The organism is Flavobacterium sediminis (genome assembly GCF_003148385.1).
Classification (GTDB): Bacteria; Bacteroidota; Bacteroidia; order Flavobacteriales; family Flavobacteriaceae; genus Flavobacterium; species Flavobacterium sediminis.
The window spans coordinates 3,178,747-3,198,708 of sequence record NZ_CP029463.1 but is presented as its reverse complement, the minus strand read 5'-3'; the positions used below and the strand labels follow the sequence as shown (position 1 = coordinate 3,198,708).

The 19,962-nt window shown below is 36.0% G+C and carries 18 protein-coding genes; 5 read left to right on the top strand and 13 right to left on the bottom strand.

The features are described from left to right. The 8 genes from DI487_RS14835 to kduI form a co-directional block, all read right to left on the bottom strand. On the bottom strand, nt 1–1,452 hold the full coding sequence (locus DI487_RS14835; RefSeq protein WP_109570341.1) for a tagaturonate reductase: 1,452 nt from the start codon (nt 1,450–1,452) through the stop codon (nt 1–3). A 15-nt stretch (nt 1,453–1,467) separates the two neighbouring features. Continuing rightward, nucleotides 1,468–2,916, bottom strand: a complete 1,449-nt coding sequence (locus tag DI487_RS14830; RefSeq protein ID WP_109570340.1) for an MFS transporter — start codon at nt 2,914–2,916, stop codon at nt 1,468–1,470. Between the two features lie 63 nt (nt 2,917–2,979). Further along, nucleotides 2,980–3,645: a beta/alpha barrel domain-containing protein gene (locus DI487_RS14825; RefSeq protein WP_109570339.1), complete on the bottom strand. Its 666-nt coding sequence runs from the start codon at nt 3,643–3,645 to the stop codon at nt 2,980–2,982. Nucleotides 3,646–3,658: 13 nt separating this feature from the next. Then, nucleotides 3,659–4,681, bottom strand: a complete 1,023-nt coding sequence (locus DI487_RS14820; RefSeq protein ID WP_109570338.1) for a sugar kinase — start codon at nt 4,679–4,681, stop codon at nt 3,659–3,661. 13 nt (nt 4,682–4,694) lie between these two features. Further along, nucleotides 4,695–5,042: a cupin domain-containing protein gene (locus DI487_RS14815; protein WP_109570337.1), complete on the bottom strand. Its 348-nt coding sequence runs from the start codon at nt 5,040–5,042 to the stop codon at nt 4,695–4,697. Between the two features lie 14 nt (nt 5,043–5,056). Then, nucleotides 5,057–6,457, bottom strand: a complete 1,401-nt coding sequence (gene uxaC, locus DI487_RS14810) for a glucuronate isomerase (protein ID WP_109570336.1) — start codon at nt 6,455–6,457, stop codon at nt 5,057–5,059. Between the two features lie 3 nt (nt 6,458–6,460). Continuing rightward, complete coding sequence (locus tag DI487_RS14805) at nt 6,461–7,246, bottom strand: gluconate 5-dehydrogenase (RefSeq protein WP_109570335.1); 786 nt, start codon at nt 7,244–7,246, stop codon at nt 6,461–6,463. A 3-nt stretch (nt 7,247–7,249) separates the two neighbouring features. Further along, nucleotides 7,250–8,086, bottom strand: coding sequence for a 5-dehydro-4-deoxy-D-glucuronate isomerase (gene kduI, locus DI487_RS14800; RefSeq protein WP_109570334.1), 837 nt, complete (start codon nt 8,084–8,086; stop codon nt 7,250–7,252). A 204-nt stretch (nt 8,087–8,290) separates the two neighbouring features. Between kduI and DI487_RS14795 the strand changes: the two genes are divergently transcribed. The 5 genes from DI487_RS14795 to DI487_RS14775 all read left to right on the top strand — a co-directional run bounded on the left by DI487_RS14795 (nt 8,291) and on the right by DI487_RS14775 (nt 12,495). Beyond that, nucleotides 8,291–10,210, top strand: coding sequence for a DUF294 nucleotidyltransferase-like domain-containing protein (locus tag DI487_RS14795; RefSeq protein ID WP_109570333.1), 1,920 nt, complete (start codon nt 8,291–8,293; stop codon nt 10,208–10,210). A gap of 19 nt (nt 10,211–10,229) precedes the next feature. Next, a complete protein-coding gene (locus tag DI487_RS14790) occupies nt 10,230–10,820 on the top strand; it encodes a 3'-5' exonuclease (protein WP_245896435.1) in 591 nt (196 codons plus the stop codon). A 2-nt stretch (nt 10,821–10,822) separates the two neighbouring features. Next, nucleotides 10,823–11,182 carry a hypothetical protein gene (locus tag DI487_RS14785; protein WP_109570331.1) on the top strand — a complete coding sequence of 120 codons (360 nt, stop codon included), beginning with the start codon at nt 10,823–10,825 and terminating at the stop codon, nt 11,180–11,182. A 105-nt stretch (nt 11,183–11,287) separates the two neighbouring features. Beyond that, on the top strand, nt 11,288–12,199 hold the full coding sequence (locus tag DI487_RS14780; RefSeq protein ID WP_109570330.1) for a DnaJ C-terminal domain-containing protein: 912 nt from the start codon (nt 11,288–11,290) through the stop codon (nt 12,197–12,199). A gap of 5 nt (nt 12,200–12,204) precedes the next feature. Beyond that, nucleotides 12,205–12,495, top strand: coding sequence for a chaperone modulator CbpM (locus DI487_RS14775; RefSeq protein WP_109570329.1), 291 nt, complete (start codon nt 12,205–12,207; stop codon nt 12,493–12,495). Between the two features lie 108 nt (nt 12,496–12,603). Here DI487_RS14775 and acs read toward each other — a convergent pair whose 3' ends face one another. The 5 genes from acs to DI487_RS14750 all read right to left on the bottom strand — a co-directional run bounded on the left by acs (nt 12,604) and on the right by DI487_RS14750 (nt 19,900). Beyond that, on the bottom strand, nt 12,604–14,529 hold the full coding sequence (gene acs, locus DI487_RS14770; protein WP_262498011.1) for an acetate--CoA ligase: 1,926 nt from the start codon (nt 14,527–14,529) through the stop codon (nt 12,604–12,606). Nucleotides 14,530–14,718: 189 nt separating this feature from the next. Further along, the gene (locus DI487_RS14765) at nt 14,719–16,614 is read right to left on the bottom strand and encodes a propionyl-CoA synthetase (protein ID WP_109570327.1); all 1,896 of its coding nucleotides are present in this window, start codon (nt 16,612–16,614) and stop codon (nt 14,719–14,721) included. A 15-nt stretch (nt 16,615–16,629) separates the two neighbouring features. Next, a complete protein-coding gene (locus tag DI487_RS14760; RefSeq protein WP_109570326.1) occupies nt 16,630–16,998 on the bottom strand; it encodes a response regulator transcription factor in 369 nt (122 codons plus the stop codon). A 33-nt stretch (nt 16,999–17,031) separates the two neighbouring features. Next, entirely contained in the window at nt 17,032–19,713 is a 2,682-nt protein-coding gene (locus DI487_RS14755; RefSeq protein ID WP_109570325.1) for an ATP-binding protein, read from the bottom strand. Next, nucleotides 19,706–19,900: a hypothetical protein gene (locus DI487_RS14750; RefSeq protein WP_109570324.1), complete on the bottom strand. Its 195-nt coding sequence runs from the start codon at nt 19,898–19,900 to the stop codon at nt 19,706–19,708. Before DI487_RS14750 ends, DI487_RS14755 begins: the two co-directional genes overlap by 8 nt. Nucleotides 19,901–19,962: the final 62 nt, after the last annotated feature.

Sequence of the window (19,962 nt, the reverse complement as noted above, 5' to 3'; positions counted from 1 at the left end):
TTATGCTTTATATTCGTTTATAAAATTTTGATAGGCTTGTTCTAAACCATTGGCCTCAATTTGATCCAATACAAATTCTAAAGCTGTTTGTAAACCTTCTACTTTAGTTAAATCTTGATCCCAAAATTCTTCATTTTTCAATATAACGGTCAATGGCTTACCATTACTATTTTCTTGCCAAAACTGTTCAAAAAATGCAACAACTTCTGCATTATCTTTAATGGGTAATTTTCCATTCTTCCATTCGCCTTTGTAAAAACGAATCATACAAGCAAAAGCAAACGTTAAGTTCAATGGCAATTTTCCAAACTTCGCTTGATATTGTAAAAGACTTGGTAACACACGAACTTTAAACTTCGAAATCGTATTTAAAGCGATGTCAGACAGCAAGTGTTTGATGAATGGATTTCTGAAACGATCCAAAACTTCATTGGTAAAGCTTTCTAGTTCTGCTCTATCCATGTCTAAAGTTTCGTTTATTTCGTCAAACATTAAAGTGTTCACAAACTGAAACGTAAACGGATTTTCAATTGTTTCTCTTACTGTTTCATTACCATACATCAATGAAAATGGGACCATTGCGGTGTGCGCTCCGTTCAAAATACGAACTTTACGCGTTCTGTACGGTTGCATGTCTGCTACAATTTTTACATCCAAATTAGTTTTATGGAACGGTAATTTCTCTTTCAATTTGTCATCGCCTTCGATTACCCACAAAAAGAAAGGTTCAGCCGTAACAATTAAATTGTCTTGATAATCTAACTTATTGTTGTAATTTTCGATGTCATCTTTTGGATATCCCGGAACAATTCGGTCTACCAAAGTATTATGGAACGTACAAGCGTTTAAAATCCAATTTTCGAATTCTTGCCCTAAATTCCATAACGCAATATATTTCAAGATAATTTCTTTTAAAGTATCTGAATTATAATTGATTAACTCACATGGAATGATCGTCAAACCTTTTGAAGCATCTCCCTTAAAATGTTTGAAACGCTCTAACAACAACACCGTTAATTTCGCTGGAAAAGATTGTGGCGGAGCCATATCTGCAGTATCTGTCTCGATGAATTCGATACCTGCTTCTGTTGTATTAGAAATGATGAATTCAAGCGACTCTTCATGTGCCAATTTTAAATACTCTTCAAAATTGCTATACGGATTGATTCCTTTTACAATATTGGAAACCAACTCAATATCTTGAATTTTTTCTCCTTTTTTAACTCCGTTTAAAAATAACGTATACAAACCGTCCTGATCGTTTAACATGGGAACTAAACCATTAGCTAATGGCTGAACCACTGCAACACCCGCATTAAAATCTACGGTTTTATTCAACTGCTGAAAAGCATAATCTACGAATGCTCTCAAAAAGTTTCCTTCACCGAATTGTACCACCTTAACAGGTAACAATTCTGTTAACCCTGTATTTTTTCTATTTAGTCTTTTCATAGTTTAAATTATTTTTTATAAATCCGATATCGGACTGTATTTCGGAACCAAAGTTTTCATGACTGTCCAACCAATTAAGTAACAAACAGCACAAATAGAGAAAATAATAAAATATCCGGCTTCAATACCGTGGAACCCCATAAATGACATGTTGGTATTTTCGCTAAAATCAAACAATACTCCTGAACCTTTGTTGATTAATGTTGAACCTAATCCGCCGGCTAATCCACCAATTCCTGTCACTGTAGCAATGGCTTTTTTAGGAAACATATCGCCAACAGTTGTAAAAATATTTGCTGACCAAGCTTGATGTGCTGCTCCAGCAATTCCGATAATGATTACCGGAATCCAATAGGTAAAATGTCCTAAGGGTTGCGCCACTAAGGCTAACAATGGAAAAAATGCAAAAATTAACATCGCTTTCATTCGGCCTTCATACGGATTCATTCCTTTTTTCTCAACAAAATACGTTGGTAACCAACCTCCAAGAATTGAAACCAATGTAATCATGTATAAAACAAATAATGGAAAGGCTGCTTGCGTAGAATCCATGTTGTACACTGAACTTAAATAGGCCGGTGTCCAGAATAAGAAGAACCACCAAACGCCATCGGTCATAAATTTACCGAAAGCAAATGCCCATGTTTGTTTGTATTTAAAACAAGCTGCTAAAGAAACTTTAGTGGTAGTTTCCGGCACATAACCTTCAATTTTACTGTCTTCAATTGCATCTTGTTGGATATATTCTAATTCTGATGCACAAACTCTTGGGTTCTTTTCCGGTTTTTCATATAGGAAAACCCAGAATCCCATCCAAATGAAGCCTAATGCTCCGATAACGATAAAGGACATTTCCCAACCGTAGGCTTCAGCGATAAAAGGAATAGTAACCGGTGCAGCTAAGGCTCCGACTGTTGCTCCTGCATTGAAAATACTGGTTGAAAAAGCTCTGTCTTTTTTAGGAAAATATTCGGCTGTTGTTTTAATAGCTGCCGGAAAATTTCCGGCCTCACCCAAGGCTAAAACAAAACGTGCAAAAATGAATAACGTAACGCTCACTGAAATCACTAAACCAGTATCATTAACTGTTTTGATCATTTCTTTTGCTCCTTCAAAACCAACAAACCAATGACCTGTAATGTAACCTGAAGTAGCGATACCGGCAAAAGCGTGTAAGCAAGCTCCGACTGACCAAACTCCGATTGACCAAAGGAAACCTTTTTTGGTATCCATAAAATCGACAAAACGTCCGGCAAACAATAAGGAAACCGCATAAAATATTGAGAATAATGCAGTGATGTTTCCGTAATCGTTGTTTGTCCAATGAAATTCCGGTGCAATAAAATCTTTCCAAGTTAGCGAAAGTACTTGTCGGTCTAAATAATTTATCGTTGTTGCAACAAACAAAAGACCGCAAATGACCCATCTAAAATTTGTTGCCCGTTTCGGAGTTGAATTACTCATATTTTATTTGTTTTTGGTAGCCAATCCTAAAAAATAGAATTGAAGTTTTATTTATTTTTGTATTTATTTTCGTTTGATTGACTCGACTAAAGCCAGTACTTTTTGGGTTTCCACCTCAATGGTATTATAGTCTTTATCTTTCATTAATTTTTTACTAATTAATTTGCTTCCCATTCCTACTGCCGAAACACCAGCGTTAAACCAACTTTCAATGCTTTCTTGAGTGGTATCCACACCACCTGTAGGCATGAACAACAATTTTGGAAAAACATCTTTAATAGCGCTCATAAATCCCGGACCTAAAACATTTCCCGGGAACAATTTAATGAAGGTTACTCCTGCATTTTCAGCAGCAATAATATCCGTTGGTGTCATACATCCCGGACTGTACAGAACGTTATTGCTAATCAAAAACGCTGCTACTTCCGGTACAAATCCAGGACTGATAAAGAAATCAGCGCCTGCGTTGAAATATTGTTTGGCTTGGTCAATGTTTTTAATCGTACCTATTCCCAATAACATATCAGGCATTTCAGCGTTTCGTACTTCGATCATTTTGGTAAAATTGGTAAAAGCCTCATCTCCTCTATTTGTATATTCTACAGCCCTGATACCTCCGCGATAAATAGCTCGTAATATTTCTATAGTTACATTTTCATCAGCGTTGAAATACAAAGGAAGAACTCCTTGTTTCACGATTGCTTCTGATACTTTTTGAACTTTATTCATTTTTGTACTTTTCTTATCTTGATACTAATCCTGAAGCGTTTCCTCCGATACTATTTTCTACTTCTTGTAAGGTTGCTAAATTATAGTCGCCCACAATAGTATGTTTCAAACAACAAGCAGCTACGGCAAAATTTAGAGCGCGTTGCAAATCATTCGGTTGACTGATTAAACTGTATAACAATCCGCCCATAAAAGCATCGCCAGTTCCTACTCTATCGACAACCGGATGCACTTCTCTTACCACTGAAGTAAATATCTTGTTTCCGTCAAATAAAACACCCCCAATACGTTGATGTGATGCACTAACAGAATAGCGTAACGTTGTTGCTGCAATCTTTAAATCGGGGCAAAATTCTTGTAATTTCCCGTATAAAGAAGGAAGTGAAACTTCATTTGTATAATCCGGAGCTACTTTATCCAATCCTAACATGAAATAAGCCGTATCGATATCACCTAAAATAACATGGCAATATTTCAACATTTCAGGCATTACATCTTTTGGTTCCTTGCCATATTTCCACAATTTTGAACGATAATTCAAATCGCAAGAAATCGTCAACCCTAATTTATGCGCAATTCGGATAGCTCTTAAACATTCATCGGCTGCATTTTGAGAAATAGCTGCTGTAATTCCGCTCCAATGAAACCAAGTTTTGCCTTCGAAAATTTTCTCCCAATCGAAAGCACCTTTTTCAACGGTTGCAATGGCGCTATTAGCTCTGTCATAAACTACGTTACTTCCGCGATTTCCGGCACCTGTTTCTAAAAAATAAACGCCTAATCTATCGCCACCTAACAAAACATTTTTAGAACCTACATTCATTTTTTGCATTTCTCTCAGGGCACAATGACCAATTTCGTTATCGGGAATTCGAGTAACAAATTCCGCTTCAACGCCGTAATTAGCCAATGAAACAGCAACATTGAACTCTCCGCCGCCATAAGTAGCTACAAACGATTGAGATTGTCCAAATCGCAAATGTCTTTCCGTTGAAAGGCGTAACATAATTTCGCCAAATGCAACAACTTTATTCATTTTTATTCGTGTATTAATAATTATCTAAAGTGTCTAAATGAGCATTATGAGAACATACGTTTACTAGAACGCCGTCGTCAATGCACTTTACTTCATGCGTTAAATACGAAGGAACCAAGAATGAATCTCCTTTTTGCAAGATTTTTTTAGTTCCTTTCATTTTAATCTCAAAAGTTCCTTCGCTCACAAATGCAACTTTAGTTTGGTTTGTTTCTTTACCTAATTCAATACCTCCTTTTTTGTAACGAATCATTAGTAAAGTCAGGTTTTCGCAATATCCTACAACCTTTTTTTCTATTGATTCGGAAACAACTTCCCAACAAGTATCTGAGTGTTCTTTTAAAAGATGGCTTAAATTCATAAAAATAGTAAATCTTAAAAATTAAAATATTCTTTTGCGTTGTAATAACTGATGTCAGAAACTATTTTTCCGATGAATTCCATATCATTTGGCAATTCTCCTCTTTTGATTTCGTCACCAATTAAGTTACACAACACACGACGGAAATACTCATGACGTGGAAAAGACAAGAAACTTCTAGAATCGGTCAACATTCCTACAAAACAACTTAATAAACTCATGTTTGACAACGCGTTTAACTGTTTGGTCATTCCGTCTTTTTGATCTAAAAACCACCAACCCGATCCAAACTGAACTTTTCCTTTTACGCTTCCATCATTGAAATTCCCGATCATAGTCGCTAAAACTTCGTTATCAGCAGGATTTAAGTTGTATAAAATAGTTTTAGTCAATTTATCTTTTGTATCCAAAGCATCTAAGAAAGCAGACAATTTTTGTGCTTGAGAAAAATCTCCGATAGAATCCCAACCGGTATCTGGTCCTAAAATGCGGTGCATTCTGGCATTGTTGTTACGCAAAGCGCCTAAGTGAAACTGTTGGATCCAACCGTACGTATGATACGTTTCGCACAAGAATAATAAAATAGCACTTTGAAATTTTAAAGCTTCTTCGTTAGAAACTACTTCATTATTTCTCTTTTTTGCGAAAATAGCGTTTACTTCTTGTTGCGTAAAAGGTTCGAAAAAGATGTTTTCTAAACCATGATCCGAAAGTTTACAACCATTTTCGTTGAAGTATTGAATACGTTTTAATAGCGCTTCACATAGACCGTCAAAAGTACTGATTTCTACACCAGAAACTTCGCCTAACAAATTAATATAATCATTATAACCTTCTTGTTGAATTAAGATCGCTTTATCAGGTCTAAATGAAGTACTTACCTTAACAGAAAAATCACTTTTATGTATTTGTTTATGATACGCTAAATCATCCGTCGGATCTTCCGTAGTACACACTACTTCTGCATTCGCTTTTTTCAATAAATTTTGACACGAATAGTCCGATGAATTTACTTTAGCTGATGTTTCTTCAAATATTCGCTCTGCTGATTTTTCGTTCAACAATTCGAATTCGTCAAAATAACGAGCCAATTCTAAATGTGTCCAATGAAACAACGGATTACGCATCGTGTAAGGAACCGTTTTTCCCCATTGTAAAAACTTGTCTTTATCGGAAGCATCGCCGGTAATAAACTTTTCGTTTACACCAAAGGTTCTCATCGCTCTCCATTTGTAGTGATCTCCATTAATCCAGACATCTGTTATGGAGTTGAACACTTTATCTTCCGCAATAAACTTTGGCGATAAATGGTTGTGGTAATCAATAATAGGAAGATTTTTGCTGTAATTATGAAATAATTCTTCAGCATATTGGTTTTCCAAAAGGAAATTATCGTGTATAAAATTGGTTTTCATGTTTTATTGTTCGTTTGAAGGTTTACCAATGGTCGCTAAGATTCCACCATCGACATATACAATTTGACCGTTCACAAAATTGCTTGCCTTAGAAGCCAAGAAAATTGCCGTTCCTGCTAAATCTTCGGGATCACCCCAACGGGCAGCCGGTGTTCTATTGATGATAAATTCGTTAAAAGGATGTCCGTCTACGCGAATAGGCGCTGTTTGTGAAGTCGCAAAATATCCCGGACCGATTCCGTTAACCTGAATATTGTATTTCGCCCATTCTGTTGCTAAATTTCTCGTCAACATTTTCAATCCGCCTTTTGCCGCAGCATAAGCCGAAACGGTGTTTCTACCCAATTCACTCATCATCGAACAAATATTGATAATCTTACCTTCACGACGTTCAATCATTTGTCTAGCAACCAATTGAGCCATAATAAAAGGTCCGACTAAATCAACATCAACCACTTTTCTAAAATCACTAACTGCCATAGAAATTGCAGGTTCTCTCATGATGATTCCGGCGTTGTTGACCAAAATATCGATATTTCCAATTTCGTTAGAAATCAACTCTACATTTCTCGCAGCATCTTCTTCATTGGTTACATCAAAAAGATAACCTTTTGCCTGATATCCTTTAGACTGATAATACGCGATAGCATCTTCCATTTTACTTGGAGTAGTACCTGTAATTATCAACTGAGCTCCTGCTTGCGCCAAAGCTTCTGCTATTGCCATACCTAGCCCGTGTGTTCCACCGGTAATCATGGCATTTTTTCCTGAAAGATCAAATAAATTCATGGTTTATCTTAATTCGTTTGGTGCACAAATATCCATATCGCTGTAGTCTAAATTCTCACCCGCCATTCCCCAAATAAAAGAATAGTTAGAAGTACCCGCTCCCGAGTGAATTGACCATTCCGGAGACAATACCGCTTGATGATTTTGCATAAAAATGTGACGCGTATTTTGTGGTTCACCCATAAAGTGAGAAATGGTTTGTCCTGCTTCTAAATCAAAATAGAAATACGCTTCCATTCTTCTATTGTGCGTGTGAGCCGGCATCGTGTTCCAAACGTTTCCTGGTAACAACTCTGTTAATCCCATTTGCAACTGACAAGTCTTAACAACACTATTAACAATTAGCTTATTGATGATTCTCTTGTTAGAATAATTACTATCGCCCATGTGAACGATCTCAGCATTTCCTTTCGTTACTTTAGTTGTAGGAAAGCTGGTATGAGCGGGAGCTGAATTAATATAAAACAAAGCCGGATTTTCTTCCATACTTGAAAACACTACTTCTTTAGCTCCCATTCCTACATACAAAGCTTCCTTCTTGTCCAATTCATAAACCGTTCCATCAACAGTTACTGTACCTTTTCCACCAACATTAATGACTCCTAATTCTCTTCTTTCTAAAAAATATTCCGATTTTAAGTACGGAATTGTTTCTAAGAGCAACGATTTCCCAACAGGCATCACTCCTCCTACGATATATCGGTCATACATAGAATACACTAAGTTGATCTCGTTTTCAGCGAAAACGGTTTCAATCAAAAACTCTGAACGTAAGCGTCTGGTGTCGTAATTATTTGCATCAACTGGATTTGAAGCATATCTAAAACTAAAATTTATCATTTCAATATTTTTAAATTGTAATCGATTACACAAATATACTGTTTTTTTTAAAAAATCAAGAGTAATTAAAAATAAAACCCAAAAAATATATAAAATTTAATTTTTATACTTATTTTTTCATTTATCATTAACCTATTTAAAAAAATAGTTCATTTTAGCTATTTTTCATAAATATGATTAAATTTGAGAATATAATTTGGTCTCATGAAAAATCCTATTGCTGAAAGAATTGCTGATTTTTTAAAGCAATTTCACCCTTTTTCCGAAATTGGTTATACTCAATTATTGGAAGTAGCTAAAAGCTGTTCGGTACTCTATCTGGAAAAGAACCAAATACTTTTTCATGTCAGTGATGCTATACATGATAGTTTTTATGTTGTAGCTTCCGGAGCCGTAGGTCTATCAGTCAGCTCTGATACCGATGATGTGTTAATTGATAAATGTGATGAAGGAGATATTTTAGGACTCCGTCCTTTTTTTGCGAAGGATAATTATTTAATGACGGCAAAAGCCCGTGAAGAGAGTATTGTTTATGCCATTCCTATAGAAGTGTTCAGACCGGTGGTCATGCATAACTCAGGAGTTTTGGATTTCCTTTTACAAAGTTTTGCATCCAATACCCGGAATCCGATGGATAAGAACCATAAAGGAAAACTGATCTCTGAAAATGTGATTTATGACGAACAAAAAAATGAGATACAATATTACCAACCCATACATTATACTAAGAACCCGATAACTGCTTCTGCCTCTGATATAGTGAAATATGTTGCGCAAACCATGGCAAGTCGAAAAATAGGAAGTATTATTATTCATGAAGATCGCTTGCCGGTTGGTATTGTTACTGATAAAGATCTGCGTTCAAAAATTGCAACAGGGCTCTTTCCTATTGATATTACAGTAAATCAGATCATGTCTGCTCCTGTGATAACCGTTCCTGAGAACTTATCCATAGCTGAAGCACAAATGATGATGCTGAAACACAATGTAGGACACTTGTGCGTAACTAAAGATGGTTCGAACCAAACAGAAATAACCGGAATCATTTCCGAACATGATGTTGTTGTAGCTCAGGCTAATAATCCGGGTGTTTTATTGCGTCAATCCAGAAGAGCAGAAAAAACTTCTGATCTGAAGATCATACGAGAAAAGTTAGCCGACCTTATTCAGAATTCTATTGATAAAAACATTCCGATACAACATATATGCTCATTAACCGGGGAGATCAATAATGCTATTTTAGAGCGCCTTATTACTCTTTCTATTGCCAAAATGGATACTCCTCCACCTGCTAAGTTTGCCTGGTTCAATATCGGAAGCCAAGGAAGAAAGGAGCAACTCTTATTAACTGACCAGGACAATGCTTTAGTTTTTGAAGACGTTGAAGACGAACGTTATGAAGAAGTAAAGGCCTACTTTCTGAGCCTAGCTAAAAAAGTAACCAAAGGTTTAAATAAAATCGGATATGCCTATTGCCCTGCAGATATGATGGCCAGTAATCCCTTGTGGTGCAAGTCAATAAGTGACTGGAAGAACCAATTCAAAGGTTGGATCCAAAACCCCGGTGAACGAGGTATTTTAATGTGTACCATTTTCTTTGATTATGATTTTGTATACGGAGAAGAATCTCTGATCAATGAAATTTCAGATGTTGTCTTCGGAGAAACGGAAAATAATGATTTATTCTTTGCCTATTTAGGAGCTGATGCCCTTAAAAATCCGGCACCATTGGGATTTTTCCGCCAATTCTTAGTAGAAAATGACGGTGAGCACAAAGACACTTTCGATATTAAAGCCAGAGGACTTGTCCCTTTAGTAGATGCCGCAAGACTTTTAGCCATTCAGTGCCGCATCAGAAACAATGATAATACCGCTTTCCGATTTATGAAATTAGCCGAAAAAGAACCTCAGAATGCTGCTGTCTATGAGGCTTGTAGCGAAGCCTTTTTAGTACTTTTACGATTCAGAACCGAAGAAGGATTGCGTAACGGAAACGATGGCAGGTATTTGAGCCTAAAAGAATTATCAAAATTAGATAAAGTAAAGCTTAAGAATGCTTTTCAGCCTATTTCTGAAATTCAAGAGATTATTAAAAACCGTTTTCAATTAACTTATTTCACTTAAGAGTATGAATTGGAGCTGGTTGAAAAAAATACAAAAAGAAACTCCTAAATTTTGGGAGAATTACCTTGCGGGTTTTCATACTCAGGACAGTCCGAAGCGTTACGTAGTCTTTGATTGTGAAACTACCGGATTAGATATTAAAAAGGATCGGATTTTATCTATAGGAGCCGTAGCTATTGTCGAAAATCAGATTAAGGTTCCCGATTCTTTAAACATTTTTGTACAGCAGGACTTTTTTAAGGCCGAATCGGTTCCTATCCATGGTATTCTGAAAGAAGGCCAAGAAGAAAAAGTAGTTGAAGCCGAAGCTATCATACAGTTTTTAGATTATATCAAAAATGCTACACTGGTGGCTCATCACGCTAATTTTGATATTGAAATGATTAATCAGGCGCTTCACCGATTAGAGTTGGGTCGCCTGAAGAATCAATATATGGATACGGATATCATGTATCAGAAACTAAAGTACTATCCTGAAGATCAGCATACTTCTTTGGATGAATTATGTGATGTTTTCAAGATAAAAAAATCGGACAGGCATACTGCTTCCGGAGATGCATTCATCACAGCACTGCTTTTTCTAAAATTAAAGCAGAAACTCGATATTTGATCATGAAATTAAAGTTTTTTCTATTGATCTCTTTTTTTCTGTGTTATTTAGAATGGGGACACGGACATTCTGCTTTTTTATTTCAGGTAGCGTATACTATTTTCTTTGAAAAACTATCCGTTACTAATTTTTTCCATCCTTTGGTATTCGGAAGTTTTTTAGCTCTTTTAGTACTGATAATTAGCTTATTTGCCAATATTCATCAAAAAATAGAAAGAATAGCTATTATTTTACTCACCCTGTTAGTTGTCTTCTTTTTATTCATTGGTGTTATTTCATTACAGTACAAAGTCGCTTTATCGACATTCCCCTATTTGTTCTTCGCCAACTATTATTTTAAAAATGCTTCAAAAGCTAAGTAAATAGTAACATTTGTAACCGAAAGATCATTTGATTATAATCTGTTTTTTAGTAATTTTATAGTCTATTCTTTACACAAAATAAAGTAGTCTAAAACATTTAATTCTATGGAATTTATTGATTATTATAAAATATTAGGTGTTACCAAAAACGCATCTGAAGAAGACATTAAAAAAGCTTACCGAAAATTAGCCCGAAAATTACATCCCGATCTAAACCCGAATGACAAAGAAGCTAATCTCAGGTTTCAACAACTCAATGAAGCAAATGCTGTATTGAGTGATCCGGAGAAAAGAAAAAAATACGACAAGTACGGAAAAGATTGGGAACACGGTGAAGAATATGAAAAATACCAGCAAGAGCAAAAACAAAGATATGCTAATACAGGTGGACAAGGCAGATCTTATAGTTTTGAAGGAGATGATTTTTCAGATTTCTTTTCTTCTATGTTTGGCAAAGGAGCTACTGGTGCCGGCGGAGGGCGAAGAGGTCAAATGAAATATAAAGGTCAGGATTTCAATGCTGAACTTCAATTGGACATAAAAGAAGCTGCCCAAACGCATAAACGGGAACTTTCTGTTAATGGAAAAAGCATACGAATTACGATTCCGGCCGGAATTGAAGACGGTCAGACCATTAAAATCAAAGGATATGGCGGAGAAGGTCTTAACGGCGGGCCTAACGGCGATTTGTATATTACATTTTCTATTGTTAACACGACTCCTTTTAAAAGAGTCGGAAATGACTTATACATAAACGATAGTTTAGACCTCTACACTGCTATACTCGGAGGAGAAACAACGGTTACGGATTTTAACGGTACTACTTTAAAACTGAAAGTAACTGCCGGAACGCAAAACGGAACTAAAGTTAGACTAAAAGGAAAAGGATTTCCGGTATACAAAAAAGAAGGAGAATTCGGTGATTTATATGTAACCTATGACATTAAGATTCCAACACATCTTTCTCCTAAAGAAAAAGAACTTTTTAATGAATTAGCGCAACAGGCAAAAAAATAGACACCATGGATACACAAGAATTGATCATAGTTGAAGTATTTTGTGAAACCTACCAGATAGAAATGACTCTATTTCAGGATTTAGAGGAATTCGGGTTAATTGAAACTATTACACAGAACAATACGAAATATATTTATGAAAACGAATTGAGTAAAATTCAAAAAATATTGCGCTTGCAAAGTGACCTGAATATTAATAATGAAGGGATCGAAGTCGTTTTAGAACTATTAAATAAAATTGACAACTTACATCAGGAAGTTCGTTATTTAAAAAACCGTTTAGATCTGTATGAATAGATCGTATTTCTATTTTTCAGAACTATTTACTTTTTAATGCAATACTAAAAAAGCTCCGGTAAAACCGGAGCTTTTTTTAAAAATTATTTATTATATGGAAATTAAGAATTAAAGCTTTCCGTCTTTAATCTCGTTTACGATCTCAGGGTTCAACAATGTTGAAGTATCACCGAAGTTACTGAAATCTCCTTCAGCGATCTTACGCAGGATACGTCTCATAATTTTTCCGGAACGTGTTTTCGGTAAACCACTTACGAATTGGATCTTATCTAATTTTGCAATCGGTCCTACTTGTTCAGAGATCAATTGATTTATCTCTTTTCTCAAGTTGTCCTGATTACGACTTTCTCCTGTTTCTTTAAGGATCACATAACCATACAGTGCATTCCCTTTGATATCGTGAGGGAAACCTACAATAGCACTTTCTGCCACTGCCGGATGTTCATTGATCGCATCTTCAATAGGAGCTGTTCCTAAATTATGTCCGGAAACAATGATTACATCATCTACCCTACCTGTAATTCTATAATATCCTACTTCATCACGTAAAGCACCGTCACCTGTAAAATATTTACCGGGATAAGCCGAGAAATAAGTTTCTTTATAGCGTTGGTGATCTCCCCAGATTGTTCTGGCCATAGACGGCCAAGGGAATTTGATACATAAACTTCCGGTAACCTGATTACCTTCGATCTCGTTTCGCAATTCATCCATCAATACCGGTTGGATTCCAGGAAGCGGTAATGAAGCATACGTAGGTTTTGTCGGTGTAACAAATGGAACCGGAGAAATCATAATTCCACCTGTTTCCGTTTGCCACCAAGTATCCACAAGCGGACAACGTTTACTTCCTACATGGTCGTTGTACCAGTGCCATGCTTCTTCGTTGATTGGTTCACCAACGGAACCAATTACTTTTAAGGAATTTAAAGAGTATTTCTGAACATAATCAATGCTTTCTTTTGCCAGAGAGCGGATTGCTGTAGGAGCTGTATAGAACTGATTTACTTTATGTTTTTCAATTACCTGCCAAAAACGGCTAAAATCAGGATACGAAGGAACTCCTTCAAAGATGATGGTTGTAGCACCGTTTAAAAGCGGTCCGTATAAAATATAAGAGTGTCCTGTGATCCAACCGATATCAGCTGTACACCAGTACACATCTTCTTCTTCATAATTGAATACATTTTTAAAGGTATAAGCTGTATACACCATATATCCTCCGGTTGTATGCAACATCCCTTTCGGTTTACCTGTAGAACCGGATGTATATAAGATAAATAAAGGATCTTCAGAGTCCATGATCGCTGCAACATGGTTTGCTAAAGCATTGTCTAAAAGTGGTTGTACCCAAACATCTCTTCCGTCTTTCATAGGGACATCCTCATTTGTTCTCTTAACGACTAAAGCAGTTTCCACACATGGTGTTTTTTCTAAAGCTTCGTCAACAATTCCTTTAAGGTTGATGGTTTTGTTACCTCTGTATCCTCCGTCAGATGTGATAACCATTTTAGCCTCACAATCGTTGATACGTGCTGAAAGTGCTGAGGCTGAAAAACCGGCAAAAACTACAGAATGGATCGCTCCGATACGAGCACATGCCAATACTGCGTAAGCTAATTCAGGAATCATCGGTAAATAGATACAAACTCTGTCTCCTTTTTTAACGCCTTGTTCTTCCAAAACATTAGCCCATCGGGATACATTAGCGTAAAGATCATTATAGGTAATATGTTGTGCTTCTTCACTCGGGTCATTCGGTTCAAAAATGATAGCAGTTTTATTTCCTCTTTTATTCAAATGGCGATCAATACAGTTTTTTGCAATATTTACTTTAGCTCCTGTAAACCATTTAAAATTGGCTTCCTGCATATCAAATTCAAAAACTTTATCCCACTTCTGATACCATGTAAAGTTTTCATCTGCAATGCGATCCCAAAATTTTCTTGGCTCACGTACAGATTTTTTATACATTTTAAAGTAATTCTCTAAATCTGTAATTTTATAATAGCTCATTTTTTGTTTGTTTTTTATTATATATCTTAATTTATTTCTACTTTCTTTTTAAGAATCTTAAATTCATTGTAAATATAACCATTTATTTGTTTGAAAATATTTTATTTTGCTAAATAAATATAGTTTTTGAGCTAAAAAAAATGAATCTAAAAAAATAAGGCTAAAAAATATTGTGTTATCTATTTTTTAGCCTTAAAGAAATGAGAATTATTTAAAAACTCCTATCTTATGTTGTAGGAATTCGTCTTTGACTTCATCGATTATCGCAGGATCATCAATGGTTGAAGGAATCTGAAATTCTACTCCGTCAGCGATATTACGCAACAGCTTGCGAAGTATCTTTCCGGATCGGGTTTTAGGCAATCGCTGAACAACAATCACTTTTCTTAAACTCGCTACTGCCCCGATCTGTTCTCTTACTAATTGTACGATCTCGTATTCCAATTGAAACTGTTCGATAGTTTCACCGGCTTTGGTCACAACTAAAGCTAAAGGTATTTGTCCTTTCAATTCATCATTGATCCCCACTACTGCACATTCGGCCACGGCATGATGAGAAGCTACGATCTCTTCCATTTCAGCCGTTGACAAACGGTGTCCGGCAACATTGATAACGTCATCTACCCTTCCCGTTATATAAATATATCCTTCGTCATCTTTATATCCGCCATCTCCAGAGAAATAATATCCCGGGAATTTATCCAGATACCCGGCTCTGAAACGTATATGGTCTTTCCATAAGTCCATTAACGTTCCCGGAGGCAATGGTAATTTAATCACAACATAGCCCTCTTCATTAGGGCCTAACTCTTCTCCGTTTTCATTAAAAATACGAATATCATATCCTGTTACCGCTTTTCCGGCTGAACCCGGTTTAATCGGTAAATACTCTACTCCCATTAAATTAGCGATCATAGGCCAACCGGATTCTGTTTGCCACCAATGGTCAATCGTAGGAATAGGAATATGCTCTCTGTACCATTCTAAAGTAGCTACATCACAACGCTCACCAGCTAGAAACTGAGTTCTTAAATTAGATAGGTCGTATTGCTTGATGAACTCACCATTAGGGTCTTCTTTTTTTATTGCACGGATCGCAGTAGGTGCTGTAAACATTACACTAACGTTATGCTCTGCAATAACTCTCCAGAAAGTAGAGGCGTCAGGCGTTCTGATGGGTTTACCTTCAAAAACAATGGTTGCATTTCTGTTAAGAAGCGGACCGTATACAATATAGCTATGACCAACTACCCAACCCACGTCTGATGCAGCCCAGAATACTTCATCTTGTTTCACACCGTAAATATATTCCATTGAAAAGCGAAGAGCCGTGGCATAACCTCCTGTATCTCTTACAATCCCTTTAGGTTTTCCTGTTGTTCCGGAAGTATACAACACGTAAGAAGGGTGATCTGCTTTAACCGGAACACAAGGAGCTTCTTCTGAACCGTATACCAATGCTTCCCAATCAACATCTCTTTTCTTGAAAGGAACTTTAGCCCCTAATTTTCTATTCAGAATGACCACTTTTTTAGGTTTGTGTTCTGCCAGTTGTAAAGCATCGTCTACTAAAGGCTTATAGGCGATCAATCGGTCAACTTCAATTCCTGATGAAGCTGTAAGGATAACTTTTGGCTTACAATCGTCAATACGGATAGCCAATTCATGTGGTGCAAATCCACCGAAAACAACAGAATGCGTTACTCCTAAACGAGCACAAGCCAACATAGCAAAAAGTGCTTCAGGAATCATAGGCATATAAATAACAGCTGTATGCCCTTTTTTAACACCTAAAGATGTTAAGCCTCCGGCTAATTTAGCAACTTGTTCTTTTACCTCATTAAACGTATACTTTTTTACGGTTTGAGTTACAGGCGAATCATAAATAATTGCCGTTTGTTCTCCGTAACCATCCTGAATGTGTTTATCTACCGCCAGATAACACAAGTTTAATTCTCCATCGACAAACCAAGTCGGATAGCCTTTATCATTCTCTGATAAGATCGTTTCCGGCTTCGTGTACCATTCGAGCTTTTCAGCTTGCTCCTTCCAGAATTTTTCCGGATTGTCAATGCTTTGTTTGTAAAAATCTAAATAATTCATTTGTAGTAGTTATATTTATTCTTCGAGTAAGTCGTTTACTTTGTCTATCAGCTTTTTCAGCGAAAAAGGTTTAGTCATATAGGCGTTGGCTCCCAGATCTAATCCTTTTTGTATATCAGACTCTTTGTTCTTTGCCGATAGAAATATTACTTTACAGTTGTTTAATTTTTCATCTTTTTTTATCGATTCCAGAGTAGCATAGCCATCTACATTAGGCATCATTACGTCGAGTATGATGACATTAGGAACCTGATCTTTTAATATATCTAAAGCTTCTTGTCCGTCACGAGCAATGAACACCTCAAAATTATTCTTTTTAAAGGTATATTCAAGTGACATAATGATGTTAGGTTCGTCGTCTACTATTAAAATTTTTTTCTTCATTTTTGTAATCACAATTGCGTATAAAAATACTACTTATTTCGGTAAGGTAAAAGTAAAGCACGCCCCTGCTCCGTTATTATTCTGCGCCCAGATTTTACCTTTGTGTAATTCAACTATTTGCTTGCAAATGGCTAATCCTAAACCACTGCCAACCGGTTTTTTTATATTCTGATTATCAGACTGATAAAATTTATTAAAAATATTTTCAAAATCTATCGGGTTAATTCCTTTTCCGTTATCCATTACGGATATTTCCCAAAAATCAATTTTATCTGTAATGGTTATGGTTATTAAGCCTTCGGTTTCCGGACAAAATTTGATCGCATTTGACAATAAATTCGTCAAGACTTGTACAATTCTGTCCTCGTCATAAAAGGTCTTTATGGATTTGTTGTTTTCAAAATATATTGTAATTCCTTTATTCTTGATCAGTTGTTGTAGCGGGTCTATAGTTTTTGAAATTGTTTCTACCAGATCATTGAAAGTCGGGTTAATTTTTTGTTTTCCTGTCTCAAATTTCTCCAGATCCAGAATTTTATCAATTAAGCGGTTCAAACGATCAGACTCCGAAATGATATTTTGTAAGAACTGGCGACGCATTTCATCCGGAATATCATCATCATCAATTAAAATTTCACTTGCTGCCCGGATCGCTGTGATCGGAGTTCGTAATTCGTGTGTAACCGTATCTAAGAAATCATCTTTCTGCTTGTCTTTTTTAACCAAAGTTTCATTGGCTAATTTCAGTTGACTGGTAATCCGTTTTAATTCCGTCGAGGTTTCTACTAATTTTTTATTGATAATGATATTTTCATTGGATTCTTCCAATATCTTTAAAACTTCCGGAAGGGTTACTTTTTCCTCCTTCACCACACTGGAGATCAATATTTTTGCGGAAGCCGTTCCGATATGTCCGGTTAACAGGTTTTCTGCAAATTTAATCAAACGGGCATCTGCCAATTCCTGATTCTGATCTACATTATATTTTACATTAAAAATATTAAGAGCCCGTCTGGTTCTTTCTTCTCCTAAAAATTTAACTAAGACTTTTTCGATATCACTGGTATAAGCTGTTCCTTTCCAAACAAAAGCAGTTTCATGGTTGGTACTGTATTTATCGATATCAATATACATTTCGGCATAATTTCGTTCTCTGTAATTCCCTTTAAAACTTACCGAAACTCCCAGATAGATTATGGTATTAAAGAATAGGCTCCAAAAGAAAGCATGCGGCACCGGTGATAAATAATCCAGACCGAATAGTGCAAAAGGTTTTAAGAGCTCTATTCCGTAAGGTCCGTTTAGCAAAAAAGAATTATTGTGGTTACTGATCCCGAAGGCGTACGGGAGCAACAAGGTATACATACAAATAAAGAAACCGATGATTATGCCCCAAATAGCTCCTAATCGTGAACCGCGTCTCCAGAACAATGCTCCGAAAAAAGCAGGTGCTAATTGCGAAATAATAACAAATGAAACCAGTCCGATCGACACCAAATTATAATCCAGTACAAATAACCTGTAGATCAGATACGAAAGAATAATCAACATGAATATCCCTATTTTTCGGATATTTACAATGGTCTTATTGTTCACGGTTTGATCCTCATCCTTAAGTTTTCTCAAAAAAGTATATGGAATCAATAAATTATTACTTAACATGGTTGATAAACTGATACTCGAAACGACAATCATAGAAATAGCAGCCGAGAAACCACCCAGAAAAACTAATGTCGTTAAAAAATTATTCTGAAACATTTGAGGAATCAGTAAGGAATATGTGTCTGCATTGACATTTTCGCCTTCAAACAAAACATTGCCGCCCCAGGCGATCGGAAATACAAAAAGATTAAAAGCTAACAGATACAAAGGAAATAACCAAATAGCTGTTTTTATATGTCGCTCTCTGTTATTTTCTACTACCGTTGCATGAAACTGACGAGGTAACAAGAAAATAGCAAAAAGAGAGACCACACATAAAAAGAACCAATTGATAGCGGGTTCGATTCCGCCAATTGTATTTTTCTTTTCAAAATCTTTTAAAACGGATGCTTTGTCATAAACATCCTGAAAACCGTCAAACACAAAATAAGTCACGTAGATCCCGACAATAAAAAAGAAAACCAGTTTCAGGATACTTTCCATAGCAACGGCTGTAATGATTCCTTTTCTTTTTTCTGAAGCATCCACATAGCGAGTTCCGTAATACGAAGCAAACAAGGCTAAAGCTACCGCTACATAAGTAGTGGTATCAAACAACATTAAAGAGTTATGAGGAACACGTGTTACGATATGGAAAGTTTCTGATATCGCTTTTAACTGTAAGGCAATATAAGGCAATATGGCAGCCAGAGAAACTACCGTAACGACAGCCCCTAAAAAACGGCTGTTTCCGTATCGAAGTGAAATAAAATCGGCAATACTGGAAACATTATTCACTCTTGAGATCCGAATGATCTTTCTCAAAATAATTATCCAGGCCGGAATAGCAATAATTGGTCCCAAATAAATAGGCAGATACGTCAATCCGGAATTCGCAGCTACTCCTACGCTTCCATAATAGGTCCAAGCCGTACAATAAACTGCTAACGAAAGGGAATAAACGTAAGCATTGTTAGTCCATTTTACATTGTCTTTTTTTTCTGCCCAATGCGCTATTAAAAACAAAAAGGCCAAATAGAAAAGTAAAATTGCTATAAGTCCTAAACTACTCATAATAACGGTTTACAATAATAATGGATAATAATATGGCTAAAAACCAAATTGAAAAGATGTAGACATAGATAAGCGGAAGCCCGAAGAACACTTGCGCTTTATCAAACAATAACAGCAAAGGAAGGTTTAATGCTAACAGTAAAAATATTGATAGAACTACTAATTTTTGTTGGTGTCTTTTTTTCATCTTTTCGTAAAAACTCTACTAAAGTAATACTATTTTTAAAAATTGAATAATCTCTGCGATAA

What these genes read in the sequence shown, in the direction of transcription:
- DI487_RS14835 (WP_109570341.1), bottom strand. Translation starts at nt 1,452, where the DNA reads ATGAAAAGACTAAATAGAAAAAATACAGGGTTAACAGAATTGTTACCT.
- DI487_RS14830 (WP_109570340.1), bottom strand. Translation starts at nt 2,916, where the DNA reads ATGAGTAATTCAACTCCGAAACGGGCAACAAATTTTAGATGGGTCATT.
- DI487_RS14825 (WP_109570339.1), bottom strand. Translation starts at nt 3,645, where the DNA reads ATGAATAAAGTTCAAAAAGTATCAGAAGCAATCGTGAAACAAGGAGTT.
- DI487_RS14820 (WP_109570338.1), bottom strand. Translation starts at nt 4,681, where the DNA reads ATGAATAAAGTTGTTGCATTTGGCGAAATTATGTTACGCCTTTCAACG.
- DI487_RS14815 (WP_109570337.1), bottom strand. Translation starts at nt 5,042, where the DNA reads ATGAATTTAAGCCATCTTTTAAAAGAACACTCAGATACTTGTTGGGAA.
- uxaC (WP_109570336.1), bottom strand. Translation starts at nt 6,457, where the DNA reads ATGAAAACCAATTTTATACACGATAATTTCCTTTTGGAAAACCAATAT.
- DI487_RS14805 (WP_109570335.1), bottom strand. Translation starts at nt 7,246, where the DNA reads ATGAATTTATTTGATCTTTCAGGAAAAAATGCCATGATTACCGGTGGA.
- kduI (WP_109570334.1), bottom strand. Translation starts at nt 8,086, where the DNA reads ATGATAAATTTTAGTTTTAGATATGCTTCAAATCCAGTTGATGCAAAT.
- DI487_RS14795 (WP_109570333.1), top strand. Translation starts at nt 8,291, where the DNA reads ATGAAAAATCCTATTGCTGAAAGAATTGCTGATTTTTTAAAGCAATTT.
- DI487_RS14785 (WP_109570331.1), top strand. Translation starts at nt 10,823, where the DNA reads ATGAAATTAAAGTTTTTTCTATTGATCTCTTTTTTTCTGTGTTATTTA.
- DI487_RS14780 (WP_109570330.1), top strand. Translation starts at nt 11,288, where the DNA reads ATGGAATTTATTGATTATTATAAAATATTAGGTGTTACCAAAAACGCA.
- DI487_RS14775 (WP_109570329.1), top strand. Translation starts at nt 12,205, where the DNA reads ATGGATACACAAGAATTGATCATAGTTGAAGTATTTTGTGAAACCTAC.
- DI487_RS14765 (WP_109570327.1), bottom strand. Translation starts at nt 16,614, where the DNA reads ATGAATTATTTAGATTTTTACAAACAAAGCATTGACAATCCGGAAAAA.
- DI487_RS14760 (WP_109570326.1), bottom strand. Translation starts at nt 16,998, where the DNA reads ATGAAGAAAAAAATTTTAATAGTAGACGACGAACCTAACATCATTATG.
- DI487_RS14755 (WP_109570325.1), bottom strand. Translation starts at nt 19,713, where the DNA reads ATGAGTAGTTTAGGACTTATAGCAATTTTACTTTTCTATTTGGCCTTT.
- DI487_RS14750 (WP_109570324.1), bottom strand. Translation starts at nt 19,900, where the DNA reads ATGAAAAAAAGACACCAACAAAAATTAGTAGTTCTATCAATATTTTTA.